The organism is Vibrio sp. 1557, assembly GCF_033340175.1.
GTDB classification, from domain to species: Bacteria; Pseudomonadota; Gammaproteobacteria; order Enterobacterales; family Vibrionaceae; genus Vibrio; species Vibrio alginolyticus.
On sequence record NZ_JAWOVZ010000007.1, the window covers coordinates 169,380 to 185,530 of the forward strand.

Annotated in this window: 11 protein-coding genes; 5 read left to right on the forward strand and 6 right to left on the reverse strand. The window is 46.4% G+C overall.

All coding sequences use genetic code 11. The features are described 5' to 3' along the window. Positions 1 to 35: 35 nt before the first annotated feature. On the reverse strand, positions 36 to 1,448 hold the full coding sequence (gene pykF / locus R7070_RS11660) for a pyruvate kinase PykF (RefSeq protein WP_005392243.1): 1,413 nt from the start codon (positions 1,446 to 1,448) through the stop codon (positions 36 to 38). 433 nt (positions 1,449 to 1,881) lie between these two features. On the opposite strand from pykF, the gene R7070_RS11665 reads away from it, so the two are divergent. Both R7070_RS11665 and glmS read left to right on the forward strand, forming a co-directional pair. After that, positions 1,882 to 2,643: a DeoR/GlpR family DNA-binding transcription regulator gene (locus R7070_RS11665; RefSeq protein ID WP_005379701.1), complete on the forward strand. Its 762-nt coding sequence runs from the start codon at positions 1,882 to 1,884 to the stop codon at positions 2,641 to 2,643. 110 nt (positions 2,644 to 2,753) lie between these two features. Beyond that, positions 2,754 to 4,586, forward strand: a complete 1,833-nt coding sequence (gene glmS / locus R7070_RS11670; RefSeq protein ID WP_033906046.1) for a glutamine--fructose-6-phosphate transaminase (isomerizing) — start codon at positions 2,754 to 2,756, stop codon at positions 4,584 to 4,586. 83 nt (positions 4,587 to 4,669) lie between these two features. Here the strand turns inward: glmS and R7070_RS11675 are convergent, their stop codons facing one another. Continuing rightward, positions 4,670 to 5,752, reverse strand: coding sequence for a glycerol dehydrogenase (locus tag R7070_RS11675; protein ID WP_206958327.1), 1,083 nt, complete (start codon positions 5,750 to 5,752; stop codon positions 4,670 to 4,672). Between the two features lie 352 nt (positions 5,753 to 6,104). On the opposite strand from R7070_RS11675, the gene dhaK reads away from it, so the two are divergent. The 3 genes from dhaK to ptsP are packed head-to-tail and all read left to right on the forward strand — an operon-like array spanning position 6,105 to position 10,215. Beyond that, positions 6,105 to 7,163 (forward strand): dihydroxyacetone kinase subunit DhaK, encoded by a 1,059-nt coding sequence (dhaK, locus tag R7070_RS11680; RefSeq protein ID WP_149192006.1) that lies wholly within the window; start codon positions 6,105 to 6,107, stop codon positions 7,161 to 7,163. A gap of 15 nt (positions 7,164 to 7,178) precedes the next feature. Continuing rightward, positions 7,179 to 7,814: a dihydroxyacetone kinase subunit DhaL gene (gene dhaL, locus R7070_RS11685; protein WP_005379705.1), complete on the forward strand. Its 636-nt coding sequence runs from the start codon at positions 7,179 to 7,181 to the stop codon at positions 7,812 to 7,814. A 1-nt stretch (position 7,815) separates the two neighbouring features. Next, positions 7,816 to 10,215, forward strand: a complete 2,400-nt coding sequence (ptsP, locus tag R7070_RS11690) for a phosphoenolpyruvate--protein phosphotransferase (protein ID WP_256900293.1) — start codon at positions 7,816 to 7,818, stop codon at positions 10,213 to 10,215. A gap of 80 nt (positions 10,216 to 10,295) precedes the next feature. Here ptsP and dhaR read toward each other — a convergent pair whose 3' ends face one another. The 4 genes from dhaR to R7070_RS11710 form a co-directional block, all read right to left on the reverse strand. Then, entirely contained in the window at positions 10,296 to 12,221 is a 1,926-nt protein-coding gene (gene dhaR, locus R7070_RS11695; protein ID WP_054728466.1) for a dihydroxyacetone kinase operon transcriptional regulator DhaR, read from the reverse strand. A gap of 145 nt (positions 12,222 to 12,366) precedes the next feature. Continuing rightward, positions 12,367 to 12,897 carry an MltR family transcriptional regulator gene (locus tag R7070_RS11700; protein WP_005379708.1) on the reverse strand — a complete coding sequence of 177 codons (531 nt, stop codon included), beginning with the start codon at positions 12,895 to 12,897 and terminating at the stop codon, positions 12,367 to 12,369. Between the two features lie 86 nt (positions 12,898 to 12,983). Further along, the gene (locus R7070_RS11705) at positions 12,984 to 14,132 is read right to left on the reverse strand and encodes a mannitol-1-phosphate 5-dehydrogenase (protein ID WP_054728471.1); all 1,149 of its coding nucleotides are present in this window, start codon (positions 14,130 to 14,132) and stop codon (positions 12,984 to 12,986) included. A gap of 111 nt (positions 14,133 to 14,243) precedes the next feature. Further along, positions 14,244 to 16,151 (reverse strand): PTS mannitol transporter subunit IICBA (locus R7070_RS11710; protein WP_318128694.1); only part of this gene is annotated, 1,908 nt, incomplete at its 5' end.

Here is a 16,151-nt window from a genome sequence, read left to right on the forward strand (position 1 = left end):
CCTTCTCAAGAAACTGAAGTGTTAAAAGTTCAGTCTTATAGTACGTGTACAGAAGCTGTGTTCGTAGTACCTGAAGCAACTAGAGCGCCAGAAACCATAACAACGATATCGCCTTTGTTACCTAGACCTGATTCTAGAGCAAGTTCTTTACCCGCTACGTAGAATGCGTCAGTGCTTTCGATTGAATCAACAACTACAGGAGTAACACCTTTAGTTAGAACTAGCTGTGCAGCAGTTTTCTTGTTAGTTGTTAGCGCTAGGATGTTTGCAGTTGGGAAGTACTTACGTACTGAACGTGCAGACTTACCGCCTTCAGTTGCAACAACGATAAGTGGAGCTGCTAGTTTCTCAGCTGTGTCTACAGCGCCTTTACATACTGCTTCAGTGATGCGAAGACGTGGGCTGTCTAGACGAGAACCTAGTTCAGCTTTTAGCGCTGAGTCAGTACGGTTCGCGATTTGAGCCATGATAGTTACCGCTTCAACAGGGTATTTACCTTTCGCCGTTTCACCAGAAAGCATTACTGCGTCAGTACCGTCCATTACTGCGTTAGCAACGTCGCCTGCTTCCGCACGAGTAGGACGTGGGTTGTTGATCATAGAATCAAGCATTTGAGTTGCAGTGATAACCATCTTACGTGCACGGTTACACTTCTCGATCATCATTTTCTGAGCGAAGATTACTTCTTCAGCTGGGATTTCAACACCTAGGTCACCACGAGCAACCATGATGCCGTCAGAAAGCTCTAGGATCTCGTCGAAGTTATCAACACCTTCTTGGTTTTCGATCTTAGAGATGATGTGGATGTTCTCGCCGCCGTTTGCAGCAAGTACTTCACGGATTTCTTGAACGTCAGACGCTTTACGGATGAAAGAAGCTGCTACGAAGTCAACGCCTTGCTCACAACCAAATTTTAGGTCGTTCTTATCTTTTTCAGATAGTGCAGGTAGGTTTACAGAAACGCCAGGAAGGTTAACACCTTTGTTTTCGCCCAGTGCACCGTTGTTAAGAACTTTACATTTAACTTCAGTTTCAGTCTTAGAGATAACTTCCATCTCGATTAGACCGTCGTCTACTAGGATAGTGTTACCTACGTTTAGGTCTGCTGCGAAACCAGCGTAAGTTACTGCAACTTTATCTTTGTTACCTACAACTGAAGTGTCAGTTGTGAAAGTGAATTCTTGACCTGCTACTAGATCAACATCGTTACCGCCTTCTAGCTTGATAGTGCGGATTTCTGGACCTTTAGTATCTAGAAGAATTGCTAGTGGTTTGCCAGTAGCTTCCATTACTTTACGGAAGTTCGCGATACGAGTGCCGTGTTCTTCGTAGTCACCGTGAGAGAAGTTAAGGCGCATTACGTTCATGCCTGCGTTAACTAGTTCAGTTAGCTTCTCTACAGATTCTGTTTTAGGGCCAATCGTACATACGATTTTGGTCTTTTTCATGGAAGATACTCTCCGGTAAGTATAGTTACAATTTGAAAGTCGGTTATTTACTCTGAAGTCAGGACGTTTTTGATGACATTTAGTACCTGTCACCCACCGATTTTTCGTCTCATTATTAGAACTTCAGATTCTGAAAGTCTTTCACCAAGTTTAGTCATTTTATGACTAAAAGATCGGCGATTTTGGTTACCTTTTTGTGACTAATCCCACTTTATATGCAGAAAGTTGCAAAAAAATAGCCTTCAATTCTGTAATTTTTTTTCTTTTCGGTGGCGAATTCTACCACTGAATGAATCCAATATCACTGTTTAAGAATTGTCTTAGGACAAGGTTTTATCGAGAAATATTAATTTTTTGGATCGAAATAAATGGACTTAAAAGTTTCGGTTTGACTATAATAAGTTTCACATCGAAACTTAAAGTCAAAACTTAAATGTCGAAACGAAACACTCAATTAAGAAGACACGCCATTTCTAACTTGGTTTCTGAACTAGGAGAAGTCAGCGTTGATGAACTTGCTCAGAAATTCGAAACCTCAGAGGTCACGATTAGAAAGGATTTAGCTTCTTTAGAGAAAAACGGCCAACTTCTACGCCGCTATGGCGGTGCGATTGCTATCCCAAAGGAAGTCATTCACGAAGAATTGGGCGCTAATGTTTCGACTCGAAAGTTAAGCTTAGCAAAAGCAGCAGCATCATTGATTCGCGATCATAATCGCATCGTGATCGACAGTGGCAGCACGACTGCCGCGCTGATTCAACAGTTGAATGACAAACGTGGCTTAGTGGTCATGACCAACTCGTTGCATGTTGCTAACGCCCTAAATGAATTAGAGAGCGAACCGACACTGCTGATGACTGGCGGTACTTGGGATACGCACTCAGAGTCCTTTCAAGGCAAAGTAGCCGAATCTGTATTACGAGCTTACGACTTTGATCAACTGTTTATCGGTGCGGATGGCATCGATCTCGAGCGTGGAACCACGACATTTAATGAGTTGGTTGGCTTAAGTAAGGTAATGGCAGAAGCGTCACGTGAAGTGATCGTAATGATCGAGTCCGAAAAAATCGGCCGTAAGATCCCAAACTTAGAGCTCGCTTGGCATCAAGTTGATGTGTTGGTGACCGATGCAGATATCCAAGCAGAGCATAAAGTACAGATTGAACAACATGGCGTGAAAGTCATTTGCGCCTAATAATGTAATCAGTTTCATATTTTACTTCCCTCTGGATAAAGGCCTTTGCTTGCTGCCTCTATTTGAAATCATGGCTAGGGAAGAACAAAACTACAAACGGAGATAAACACATGTGTGGAATCGTAGGTGCAGTAGCACAACGAGATGTTGCAGAAATTTTGGTTGAAGGTCTACGCCGCTTAGAGTACCGCGGTTACGACTCTGCTGGCGTTGCGGTTGTTGATGGCGAATCAAACCTAACGCGCGTTCGTCGCTTGGGTAAAGTACAAGAATTGGCTGATGCAGTAGAAGAAGCAAAAGTGATCGGCGGAACTGGTATTGCGCACACTCGCTGGGCGACGCACGGTGAACCTTCTGAAATCAATGCTCACCCACACATGTCTGGTGATATCGCAGTGGTACATAACGGCATCATCGAAAACCATGAAGAGCTGCGTGAGCTGCTTCAATCTCGTGGCTACGTGTTTGAATCGCAAACGGATACAGAAGTTATCGCACACATGGTTGAGTGGGAACTTCGTACTTCAGAAACGCTATTAGAAGCGGTACAAAAAACAGCAAAACAACTTGAAGGCGCATACGGCACGGTAGCGTTGGATCGCAAAGATCCTTCACGCATCGTAGTAGCGCGTTCAGGCAGCCCGATCGTGATCGGTTTTGGTGTAGGTGAAAACTTCCTAGCGTCTGACCAACTTGCATTACTTAACGTTACGCGCCGTTTCATGTACCTAGAAGAAGGTGACGTAGCAGAAATTACTCGCCGTGAAGTCACTGTGTTTGATGCAACGGGTGAGCCAGTTGAGCGTGAAATTGTTGAATCTAATGCAGAGCATGATGCAGGTGATAAAGGTCAATACCGTCACTTCATGCAAAAAGAAATCTATGAGCAACCTAAAGCGTTGATCAACACAATGGAAGGTCGTATCACGGCAGACTCTGTTGTGACAGACGCGATCGGTGTGCACGCGGCAGACATTCTAAGCAAAGTAGAACACGTACAAATCGTGGCGTGTGGTACGTCTTACAACGCAGGTATGACGGCACGTTACTGGTTTGAAGACATTGCAGGCGTTAGCTGTGATGTAGAAATTGCGTCTGAATTCCGTTACCGCAAGTTTGTGACTCGTCCAAACAGCCTATTGATTACGTTGTCTCAGTCTGGTGAAACCGCTGATACCCTAGCAGCTCTTCGCCTAGCAAAAGAGAAAGGTTATATGGCGGCGATGACCATTTGTAACGTAGCAGGCTCTTCTCTGGTTCGTGAATCAGATTTTGCGTTCATGACTCGCGCTGGTGTTGAAATCGGTGTGGCTTCAACCAAAGCGTTCACGACTCAACTTTCTGCACTACTTATGTTGGTAACGGCACTAGGTAAAGAGCAAGGCCGCATCAGCAAAGAGAAAGAAAAAGAGATTGTTGAAGCGCTGCATGCACTTCCTAAGCAAATCAACGCGGCACTTTCTTTCGAGAAAGAAATTGAAGCACTAGCAACGGATTTTGCAGACAAGCACCACACATTGTTCCTAGGCCGTGGCGAGTTCTACCCAATCGCGATGGAAGCGTCTCTAAAACTGAAAGAGATCTCTTACATCCACGCAGAAGCGTACGCGGCGGGTGAACTAAAACACGGTCCTCTTGCGCTGATTGATGCTGACATGCCTGTTGTTGTGGTTGCACCAAGCAACGACCTACTTGAAAAGCTAAAATCAAACGTTGAGGAAGTACGTGCGCGTGGCGGTCTTCTGTATGTATTCGCAGATGCAGACGCAGGCTTCGAAGGCGATGAAACAATGAAGATCATCACGATGCCTCACGTTAGTGAAATCACGGCGGCGATCTACTACACCATCCCAATGCAATTGCTGTCTTACTACGTAGCACTGATCAAAGGTACGGACGTAGACCAACCACGTAACCTAGCGAAAGCGGTAACGGTTGAGTAATTACGCTTAACAGCAAAGATCCTGAGCGGCACATGCGAGAGTATGTGCCGCTTTTTTATTTAAACCCATTTAAGGTTTGTGAGTTATTGACCCAACTGGTGAGCGGTTAGAATTGCAGAGTAGACATTTTCTGCCGTCACTGGGAATGGCATATTGTGGATGGTTTCTCCCTCGGCCGTTGAGGCTTCGGCGACCTCGCGCAACTTAGCGTGGTTAAGCTCTTTAACGCCCATATCAAATAAGTTGGTTGGTAGACCTACAGAGCGGCAGAATGCAAGAACCGTATTAATCTCTTCCATCGCTGCGTTTTCTAGTACCAGCTGAACAAGTGTGCCGAACGCGACTTTCTCACCATGATAGAGATGGTGACACTCTTCGAGCTTGGTTAGGCCGTTATGAATAGCGTGAGCGCCTGCTAGGCCACTGCTTTCAAAACCGATACCGCTTAGGTATGTATTGGCTTCAATAATGTTTTCTACCGCTTTGGTGCTCACACCATTTTCTACCGCAGCTTTTGCTTTTACACCATCTTCAAGCAAGGTTTCATAGCAAAGTTTCGCAAGCGCTTGTGCTGAACGCGTCGCTAACCCACCAGCCATTGTTGCCTTACCAGAAGTCATGTTGGAACGAGCTTCAAAGTAGGTGGAAAGCGCGTCGCCCATCCCCGATACAAGTAAGCGAACAGGGGCTTTGGCGATGACTGACGTATCCATGATGACCATGTCTGGGTTTTTAGGGATCATCAAATATTCTGCAAATTCACCTTCAGGTGTGTATATCACCGCAAGCGCTGAGGTTGGCGCATCAGTCGAGGCAATCGTAGGAACCACCACGACAGGAATTTTGGTGTAAAACGCAACAGCCTTTGCTGTATCTAACGTTTTACCACCACCAATACCGACAATGACATCGTGTTTTTGAGTCGCACAAATGTCCGTGATGCGTTCAATCTCAACGCGCGAACATTCGCCACCAAAAATGTTCATAGTGAGTGGAAGCTTTTCGTCAGCAAAACTTTGCTTGACGTCATCACCAACCAGGTTAGTCACGAACTCATCGGCAATTACTAACGGACGTTCACCCAATGTTTTCACATAGTGAGCGATAGATGTAAGTACTTGTTCACCTTGGACGTATTTGCTTGGGCTGATAATAATTTTGTCCATAATTCAAACCTTTAACCTTTTTATGTGTGTTTTGGACTGCAATGAATATCCATTGTAGGGATAAGGTTTATATTAGGTTTGGTGTGGTAAGTGGTGAAGGATATCTCTGCTTTTGTTCCATGCTTTTATGACCTCTGTGTCAAACCGACTGTCAGAAGTAATAAGCATCAGCATGCTTTATGGCGACGATCACTATTCAGGAAAATTTGTCGTTTTACGTTTCATATTGAAACAAAAATGCCGAAGATTTCGTTTCAATATGAAACGGATTGATTTTTGTTGAGCACGCTTTTTCTCTGTTTAAGATGAATTCATACCCTACATAAAAATATAAATGGAATGAGATAGAACGATGAAAAAATTAATTAACCAAGTTGATGATGTTGTATTGCAGCAAATGGAAGGCCTGGCATTGTCCCGCCCTGAGCTAAAAGCGAACTACGAACCTCGTTACATGTGGCATGAGGAAACGCCGGGGCAAGTGGCATTGGTTTCTGGTGGTGGCTGTGGTCATGAACCTTTGCACGCTGGTTTTATTGGTAAAGGCATGCTGACAGGCGCCTGTCCTGGTGAGGTGTTTACTTCACCAACGCCAGATCAAATGTACGAATGTGGTAACCAAGTGAATACCGGTGAGGGCGTGCTATTTATCATTAAAAACTACACCGGAGACGTGTTGAACTTTGAAACGGCTGTGGAGCTGCTTCATACCGATGGCATCAAAGTTGGGTCGGTGTTGGTGGATGACGATGTTGCAGTCAAAGACAGCCTGTATACCGCTGGTCGCCGTGGCGTAGCTGGAACGGTATTGGTTGAAAAGTTAGTTGGGGCTGCCGCGAGCAAAGGTTATTCGTTGGAGCAATGTGAAGCACTGGCTCGTCGCGTTAATAATCACTGTCGTTCATTTGGCGTGGCGCTTAATGCTTGTGTTGTACCCGCAGCAGGTAAACCATCTTTTGTTCTGGAAGATGATGAAGTTGAGTTTGGTGTTGGTATCCATGGTGAACCAGGTATCAAGCGAGTGAAATACACCGATGTCGATACGTTAGTGAATGAAATGTTTGCTGAAGTTGCTGAAAACACACCTTATCAGCGCACATTGCGTATTTGGAATCGTGACGAAGGTGAATGGGATGAAGTGGAATCCAGCATTGAGCCTTTCGCCGCTGAACACGACTACATCGTGATGGTGAATGGTATGGGTGGTACGCCAACTTCAGAGCTTTACGGAGTGTACCGTCGTCTGGCTCATAACTGCGAGCAAGCAGGGTTCCGTATCGTGCGTAATATGGTTGGTAACTTCTGTACGTCACTTGATATGGAAGGCGTTTCGATTACGTTGCTAAAGGCAGACAAAGAGATGTTGGAGCTGTTTGATGCTCCTGTCGATACGGCCGCGATCAAGTGGTAACAGGGGAGAGCAAACATGCAAATTGAAAAACAACATATCGTTCACTGGCTAGAGTTATGTGCAAAAACGTATCAAGAGAATCAAGATTTTCTGACCGACCTTGATCGTGATATTGGTGACGCCGACCACGGTCTCAATATGAACCGTGGCTTTAAAAAAGTTGCTGAAAAACTGCCGCAATTTGCGGACCAAAATATCGGCAGCATTCTCAAGAATACGGGTATGACCTTGCTTTCTAGTGTCGGTGGGGCAAGTGGCCCGCTGTATGGCACGCTGTTTATTCGTACGGCTGCCGCTGTCGGAACTCGAGAGCAATTAACGTTTGAAGAGTTAGTGGATGCACTAAAAAGCGGTGTGGATGGCGTGGTGTCTCGTGGTAAAGCAGAGCTGGGTGATAAAACCATGTGTGATGTTTGGTTACCCGTTTTAGTTAGCGTGAAGGCGTCGTTAGAAAATGGCATGAGCGCCGATCACTTACTTAATGAAATGGTTGAGCTAGCAGAAACGAACGCGGTTGCCACGATTGAAATGTTGGCGAAAAAAGGGCGAGCAAGCTATTTAGGTGAACGCAGTATTGGTCACCAAGATCCCGGTGCAACCTCTTCTTTGTTAATGATTAAAGCACTACAGCAGGCAATAGCAGGTAATTAAGATGGTGGGAATTGTAGTTGTATCTCATAGTCGTCGACTTGCCGAAGGGGTGGCAGAACTTGCCACCCAAATGACGCAAGGCAAAGCCAAGCTTGCGATTGCTGCTGGGATTGATGATCCAGAGAACCCGATCGGAACCGATGCCATTGCCGTGATGGAAGCGATTGAGCAGGTACAAGATCAACAAGGGGTTGTTGTGTTGATGGATCTTGGCAGCGCGTTGCTTAGCACGGAAATGGCTCTGGATCTGATTGATGATCATGTGAGGGAAAATGTCACCCTTATCTCGGCACCTATTGTTGAAGGAACCATGGCGGCGTCGGTGGCTGCCGCCGCCGGACTGCCTTTATCGACGGTAGTCGAAGAGGCACAGAATGCGTTAAGCGTAAAACAAGAGCACCTTGGTGATCAGCCACTAACATCCGCTGAGATAGCGCCAGTATCAGAGAACTTTGAGCAAGAATGGACATTTGATTGGGTAGTGCAAAATCCGCATGGATTACATGCTCGTCCCGCTGCGGCCATTGTTGGTGCACTCGCGCCTTTTGACTGCCAATTATGGTTGAAAAAAGGCGAGCGCCGTGTGAACGCGAAAAGCTTAAACAGCATTGCGAAACTTGGCGTTCGTAGCCAAGAGACGATCACGCTGTGCGCACTCGGCTCTCAATCCAGTGAAGCAATCAAGGCATTTGAAGCCTTAGCTTATGAGCACTTCGGAGAAAAAGAGGCGGTTGAGCAAGGCATTATCGAACCTGAAGAAAGTTCAGATACTCTGCTCGATGGCATGGCCTCAAATCAGATTGAAGGTGCTGTTGTTGGTATTCGAGTCAATGACGGTATCGCTACTGCTCCTGCTGTCCTTTTTACTCATGAAATGCCAGCAGTGCCTGAACGTGATTTCCAAAGTGAACAAGATGAAATTGAACGGGTTAAGCGTGCGATAGGCGTGGTTGTTCAACATTTGCAGGAGCAAGCGAAGCAGCCGAAAGGGGAAATATTTGCTGCTCATAGCATGATGCTCAGTGACCCAGAATTATGGGCATCGGTCGAGTCGCGAATTCAAACGGGCATGATAGCCGAGCAAGCTTGGGTAGAATCACTGCAAACGTTGGCCGAAGAGTTTCGCCAGGCAGAAAGTCAGTACATGCGGGAACGCGAAGCAGATGTACATGATATCGCACGCCAAGTTATGGTCGAAATGACAGGCGTAACGCCTAATGCCATCGACATTCAGGAACCGAGTATTTTGTTGGCCCGCGACCTGATGCCTTCTGATGTGGCCGGGCTTGATAAATCGAAAGTGCTTGGTATCTGTTTGAGTGAGGGAGGGAAAACCTCTCACAGTGCGATTCTTGCCCGTGCGATGGGGATTCCTGCCATCGTTAAAGCTCAGGGCTGCCTTGATGCTGTGCGTGCTGGTCAAGTGGTGACTATTGATGGCTTTCGAGGGCATTTATGGTTCTCTCCTTCAGATGCCATACAGCAGGAATTAGAAGCGCAACAAATTGAGTGGCAAAGCACCCGACAAAGTGCACTAGCGAGTGCTCAGCAAGCCGCAGTCACCTGTGATGGTGTCCATATTCCAGTACTCGCCAATATTGGTGGACCGAAAGATATTGATGATGCACTAACATCAGGAGCTGAGGGCGTTGGTCTATTTCGGACTGAGTTTCTATTTCAAAACAGTGATGAGTTGCCAACTGAGGAAGCGCAATACCAAGTGTATCGTGATATTGCCGCCGCACTTGGTGATAAGCCACTTACGATTCGTAGTCTAGATGTTGGCGGTGATAAGCCTTTAGCCGCTTATCCTATGCCAGCGGAAGATAATCCATTTTTAGGTTTGAGAGGGGTGCGGTTGTGCCTTCAACATGAGTCATTGTTTACCGCTCAACTTCGAGCCATTCTGAGAGCCTTTCACGAGCAACCGAATATTCAATTGATGATACCGATGGTGGCTCAGGTTGAAGAAGTGAGAAAAGTAAAAGTGCTGTTGGCGCATCAAGCAAACCAACTCGGCTTGGATGCGACTCATTTGCGCGTTGGTATTATGATTGAGGTGCCAGCCGCGGTGTTGAATGCTGATGCGTTAGCTCGAGAAGTCGACTTTTTCTCTATCGGCACCAATGATTTGACTCAATATGTTATGGCCGCCGATCGAGGTAACGCTGCTGTTGCTGAATTGGTGAACTACTTTGAACCATCGGTACTAAAAGCCATTGAGCTCACGTGTGCAGCAGGCGATCGCGCGGGCATACCGGTTAGTATGTGTGGTGAGATGGCTGGCGATCCAAATGCCACAGAAACATTGCTCCGCGTGGGGTTGCGAAAATTCAGCGCCAGTTCGAGCATGCTACCGGGACTAAAAGCGCAGATTCGTCAGTTGTCTGTCGATGTTTAATCGATACCTTATCGTTAGTACACCTGTACCGGCGTGCTTACGCCGGTTTTACTTTTGTTATAGGAACGCCAATTCACGACTTAATACAGCTTCATTTGCTCCTGTAGCCCAAACTTATTAATTTTTCTCCATAAGGTCGTGCGGCCAATTTGCAATGCTTTCGCCATATCATGCATTTTGCCATCACACTGATTCCAAGCCTGAACAATCGCTCTTCTCTCGGCTTCTTCTAACGTGATTACTGGCGTATTTTCTGCGGTATGGCGAGAATTCAGTTTAATGTCTTCAGGAATATCGTTCAGCTTGATTAAGTTGGAACTGCGGTTAAGCAAAATTCGCTCAGTTCGATTTCTTAATTCGGAGTTATTGCCTGACCAACGAAAATTCATCAACGCTTCCAGTGCGACTGGCTCTATCGAGATCGTCACATTGTGGCGGCGTTCGTAATGGCTGATAAGCTGCTGGACGAGAAATTCAATGTCTTCTTTACGCTTTCGTAGTGGTGGAATATGCAGCTCGTTCGAGGAGATTTCATAATAAAGTTGCCGACCAAATGAGCGCTGAGTGACATACTCGCTGATCTCTGAAGCGGTGCTGGTAATAAGTTGAAAATCTACGGGGATCAATCGCAAACTGTCGCTGCGGCTGACGAGCCCAGTTTTTAACAACTTAAGTAGCACGGCTTGTAAATCGGGCGACAGATATTCCACCTTTTCTAAAAAGAGCGTACCGCCATGGGCGAGCTCAAACTTTGAAGGCATGCCTTGCCCTTCGTCGTACCCCAGGGTTTCTTTGACCAGTTGCTCTGTATTGATGGAGCGGCAGTTGAGCGTAATGAATGGTCCTTCTTTGTAGGCGCTTTCGTTATGAATCGCCATGGCGAGAGTGGCTTTTCCTACGCCTTCTTCACCTGTAATTAGAATCGGTGATTTTGACTTTATGGCCCGTTTTGCCACGGTAATGACATGCTTCATTTTTCGTGAAATGACGGGCAAAGTGCTGAACGTATAGCGCGCACTGCCACCTATTTGTTGTTGAGCAAGTTCGCGAATTTTATCGATAGGGTGCAAGAACAATAAGTGTGTGCCGTCGTTGAGTGGACGCAAGGTGATGATCGCCTCAACAAACTCGCCACGAACCTCTACCGTTGTGAGTTTACGGTTTATGCTCGCACCTGACTCAATACTAGTAAGGACATTCGGTGGGAAGCGCAAAACAGAAAAGACTTCTTTATCCAAGACCTGACTGGCTTCAATGTTTAACAAACGCTCGGACTGGTGATTTACCATGGTGATGCGATTTTCTTCATCCCACGCTAGAAGGCCGTCATCCATGCACTCTAACGTTGCGTTATGCGCACAAGTGAGGCGGTTCATGTTTTCTTGTTCCGACTGAATGTGGATTTGCAAGCTGACTTCTTTCGCGCTCGACGCGATGATGACTAAGTCTTCTTTCTTATAGCTTTCCGCTTTTCTGAAAAGGCATGTTGTACCGCGTAATTTTCCAAATTGGTCAAAAACAGGCGCAGCTACAGAGGCATAAGAGTGCAAGTGGCGATTGAAATGTTCGGCAGCAAAAACTTCACACGGGATATGAGTATTGATACAGAGATTGACTGCATTTGTGCCTATCTTTCCTTCGGAGAGAAAACAGCCTTGTTTTATGCCGAGCGTTTGCATCTCTTGTCGCATAGAGTCGTGCCCGACGGTGGAGAGAATACAGCCGTTGCCATCGGTTACCATCAATAGCAGGTCTTCGTCCCCTAGCATGTCGTAAGTGTCTTCAAGTACGGTCGTGGCGCATTCGATGAGGTGCTCGTTGCGTTTCATCAGAGATGAGAAGGTAAATCCAGAGGCAATATGTGGCTTTGACCAGGTGTAAGGGCTGCATTGCTTTATGCAACGCTCCCACGACTCGAGGACGGGAGTGCGGGAAAATTCTGGAGATACCCAGTGGTGTTTCTGGAAAAACTCCCACTTAGTTTTAGTGTCTTCGATTGAAAGCATGCGATCCCGTTTCAATACTAGCGATAGATTGGTCTGATGTTACAGAGACATCGGAATATGGACTGTGATGGCTTTCACGCACGTTGTATAGAAGAATGTGCAAAAAGAGGGGCGAGTTGAGGAGGCTTCCTTGCCAGTTTTTCGATTAAAAAGGGCTGTCTTTGCCGAGCTCATTGCAAATCTCGACAATGGCAAGTGAGAGCCCTGACTTAATGATTTGTTGTTGACGTTGCAGTTGTAGCTGATAAAACTCAAGGTCGATGTCGTCATCTGGTTCGCTGACTTCCAGTTGCACCATGCCCATTTTCTTCACCAAGTGCAGTTTCTTAATTGGTTCTAGAATATTCGGGTCAGTGAATTCGTAATCTGAAGCGTCACTATTGAGTTGGTTTTTGAGTTTGATGATGTCTTCGATGTCGTGGTAAATGTCATCGGGGAGCACTCCCAAGCCAAACAATAACTTCAAACGAACAGACAGATCGCCCAGCGGTCCAGAGTCTTGTAGCAGCGGACCGACAACCGATTGAACAGCGAAGTTATCTTTACGAAAGATTCTTTGCACCAACCCGTCGATCGAATCGTTAAAAACGTCGACTGCTGCAATGAAAAAGCCTCGTACCGATGGTGCGCTGTTTAATCGCTCAATGATCTCGGTTTCGTTGATGTTATCTGCCATATACTGAATACATTTCTAATTATTAGCTATCCCAACTCTTCAAGCAGAGAAGGACATAGAAGGGGAGCCGAGCTCCCCTAGGTAAATCAAAGTTGGTTGTAAAGTGTCTCGATTTGAGTCACTTCATCACTGTCTTCTGCAAGACCTGTGTATGTCGCTAGCGTCTTCTTCACACCCACTTCTTTTAATGAGTTTTGTAGCTCTACGGCTTGTGGGTCAGTGTCGTTAGTGTACTTCAACGCAGCGGCAATGCCTTTCAAAAGTGTTTTATTTTCAGTGCCATACTCAATTGTACCGAGTAAAGGCTTCACTAATCTATCGTTTGCACCTAATTTACGAATTGGTTGACGACCTACGCGATCAACCTCATCCACTAAGAATGGGTTGGCAAAGCGTCCCAGAATCTTCTCGATGTAGGCGTTGTGCATGTCACGGTCGAAGCCGTAACGTTTGATCAGCACTTCACCACTCTCTTGCATCGCCTGTTTTACTTCAGAATGAATACTTGGGTCTTCGATCGCTTCACGAATAGTGCGATGGCCTTTTAAGCAACCTAGGTAAGCGGTAATGCAGTGACCTGTATTGAGAGTGAACAGCTTACGCTCTACAAACGCCATTAGGTTGTTGGTTTTTTCCATGCCTGCGATGTCAGGGATTTCGCCCTTGAATTGCTGCTCATCCACAATCCATTCGCTAAAGCTCTCTACCGTCACTTCTAGTGGGTCATCGTTCGCCGCTTCTGCTGGTGGCACGATGCGGTCTACCGCTGAATCGACAAAGCCAACCAACTCGTCTGCTTTTGCGTGCAATGATTCATCCAAGTGTTTGTACACTTCACCTTTTAGGTGAGTCGTGCCACGAACCATGTTTTCGCACGCGATGATGTTCAATGGTTTATCGTTACCTGCTGCAAAGCGTTTAGCAATGCCGGTAGCGATGGTTTTTGCAATGATGTCCAGTACGTTAGGGCCAACCGCTGTTGTTACCAAGTCGGTTTTTACAATGCGGTCGATGACATCTTCACTGGCTGAGTTTACCGCGGTGACGTGAGTTACTGTGTCGATTTGGCACTCAGTACCGACCACTTTTACTTTGTATTCTTGCTTGTGACTCAGTTGGTCGACGAGTGGAGCGTCAACGTCTGCAAATGTGACCTCGACTTCTGCATCTGCTAAGAGTTTTCCAATGAAGCCACGACCAATGTTACCTGCGCCAAAATGAACTGCGTTTTTCATAATTCTTACCTACCAATGTCTAAAATGTTGACTTACGAAACTAGGGGGAGGCCAACCGCATAGGGGGTGACAGCTGACCTCATTTGCCTCAGGAGCAAATTAAAGGGGTAATTAAGCCGCTTGTTGACCGCCAAGGATGTTCAGAATCTCTTCCACATCGTTGGTGCTGGTTAGCTTCTCAATTGCCTCCGGCTCATCGAGCGCGTTCGTAATGGTGGTAATCACCTGGATGTGCTCATCGTTCTTAGCGGCAATGCCGATAACCAGTTTCGCTACATCATCGTCGTCTTCAGTAAATTGGATACCCGATGGGTATTGGCAGATTACAATGCCGGTTTTCTTCACGCGGTCTTTCGCTTCTACCGTGCCGTGAGGCACTGCGATAGATTCGCCTAGGTAAGTTGGAACCAATGCTTCACGCTCAAACATCGCGTCTACGTATTCTGGTTCTGCGTAGCCAAGTTCGACCAACTTGTTGCCCGCGAAGCGAATCGCTTCTTCTTTGTTGGCAGCTTTCAAACCTAGGTGAATGTTTTCACGCTGGATTTGGAACACCGACGTTTGCTGTGGCTCGAAGTTGTCGTCGTTTGCAGCCACGAGCGACACTTTTACCATTTGGTCGTCATTGGCTGCGGATTGGTTTTGCGCTGCTAGTAGTTTGGTGACTAGCTGGTTGTACATCTCGCTGTCTAGGAAGTTAGTCAATGAAATGTGGTGTGCGTTTGGAGCATGCTTACGTGCACGATCCGTTAAGTCTTTATGAGTAATCACGATATCTGCACTCTCTGGTAAGCTGTTAATGGCAAGGTTGGTTACGTGGATGTTCAGACCTGCGTCTTGAACCTTTTTGCGTAGCATGCTCGCGCCCATTGCACTCGAGCCCATGCCCGCATCACAAGCGACAATGATGCTTTGTACTGTCGCTAGGTCTACGTCACCTTTGCTTTGGCTGTTTACCACCGCATCGTTTTTAGATGCAGATTTCATGTCTTTCATTTGTGATGTTGCTTTTTCTAGTGCTGCTTCATCACCGTCTTCTTCTGTTGACGTTTGCGTCTTCATTAGCAGTGCTGCTACCGCGAATGACACACCTGTTGCTGCTGCGATAGACGCTAGAACACCAACGATTGAGCCTTTCTGAGTCATCAACAAGATTGCAAAGATTGAACCTGGTGATGCTGGAGAAACAATACCTGCGTTAAAGATAGTTAGAACGAATACGCCAGTCATACCACCTGCGATAGCCGCAAGGATTAGGCGAGGGTTCATTAGGATGTATGGGAAGTAAATCTCGTGGATACCGCCGAAGAAGTGGATGATTGATGCACCACCTGCCGTTTGACGAGCCGTACCTTTACCAAACACCATGTAAGCTAGCAGGATACCTAGACCAGGACCTGGGTTTGCTTCGATTAGGAAGAAGATCGACTGACCTGTTTCAGACGCTTGTTGGATACCCAGTGGAGAGAAAATACCGTGGTTGATCGCATTGTTTAGGAACAGGATCTTCGCAGGTTCAACGAAGATTGAAGTCAGTGGTAGTAGGTGAGCAGAAACTAGGAAGTTAACGCCAGCCGCCAAGCCACCAGAAAGAATTTTTACGAATGGACCGATAAAGATGAAGGCAAGGATCGCACATAGCATGCCGATGATGCCCGCAGAGAAGTTGTTAACCAACATCTCGAAGCCACTTTTTACTTTACCATCGATGTAGTTATCGAATTTCTTGATAGCCCAGCCGCCCATTGGGCCGACCATCATTGCCCCCATAAACATTGGGATGTCTGTGCCGACAATCACACCCATTGTTGTGATTGCACCGACTACCGCACCACGATCGCCACCAACTAATTTACCACCGGTGTAACCGATAAGTAGTGGCAGCAAGTAGGTAATCATTGGGCCAACCATAGAGGCTAACGTTTCGTTTGGTAGCCATCCAGTTGGGATAAATAGAGCAGTGATAAAGCCCCACGCGATAAACGCGCCGATGTTTGGCATTACCATGTTTGACAGAAA

What these genes read in the sequence shown, in the direction of transcription:
- pykF (WP_005392243.1), bottom strand. Translation starts at nt 1,448, where the DNA reads ATGAAAAAGACCAAAATCGTATGTACGATTGGCCCTAAAACAGAATCT.
- R7070_RS11665 (WP_005379701.1), top strand. Translation starts at nt 1,882, where the DNA reads ATGTCGAAACGAAACACTCAATTAAGAAGACACGCCATTTCTAACTTG.
- glmS (WP_033906046.1), top strand. Translation starts at nt 2,754, where the DNA reads ATGTGTGGAATCGTAGGTGCAGTAGCACAACGAGATGTTGCAGAAATT.
- R7070_RS11675 (WP_206958327.1), bottom strand. Translation starts at nt 5,752, where the DNA reads ATGGACAAAATTATTATCAGCCCAAGCAAATACGTCCAAGGTGAACAA.
- dhaK (WP_149192006.1), top strand. Translation starts at nt 6,105, where the DNA reads ATGAAAAAATTAATTAACCAAGTTGATGATGTTGTATTGCAGCAAATG.
- dhaL (WP_005379705.1), top strand. Translation starts at nt 7,179, where the DNA reads ATGCAAATTGAAAAACAACATATCGTTCACTGGCTAGAGTTATGTGCA.
- ptsP (WP_256900293.1), top strand. Translation starts at nt 7,816, where the DNA reads ATGGTGGGAATTGTAGTTGTATCTCATAGTCGTCGACTTGCCGAAGGG.
- dhaR (WP_054728466.1), bottom strand. Translation starts at nt 12,221, where the DNA reads ATGCTTTCAATCGAAGACACTAAAACTAAGTGGGAGTTTTTCCAGAAA.
- R7070_RS11700 (WP_005379708.1), bottom strand. Translation starts at nt 12,897, where the DNA reads ATGGCAGATAACATCAACGAAACCGAGATCATTGAGCGATTAAACAGC.
- R7070_RS11705 (WP_054728471.1), bottom strand. Translation starts at nt 14,132, where the DNA reads ATGAAAAACGCAGTTCATTTTGGCGCAGGTAACATTGGTCGTGGCTTC.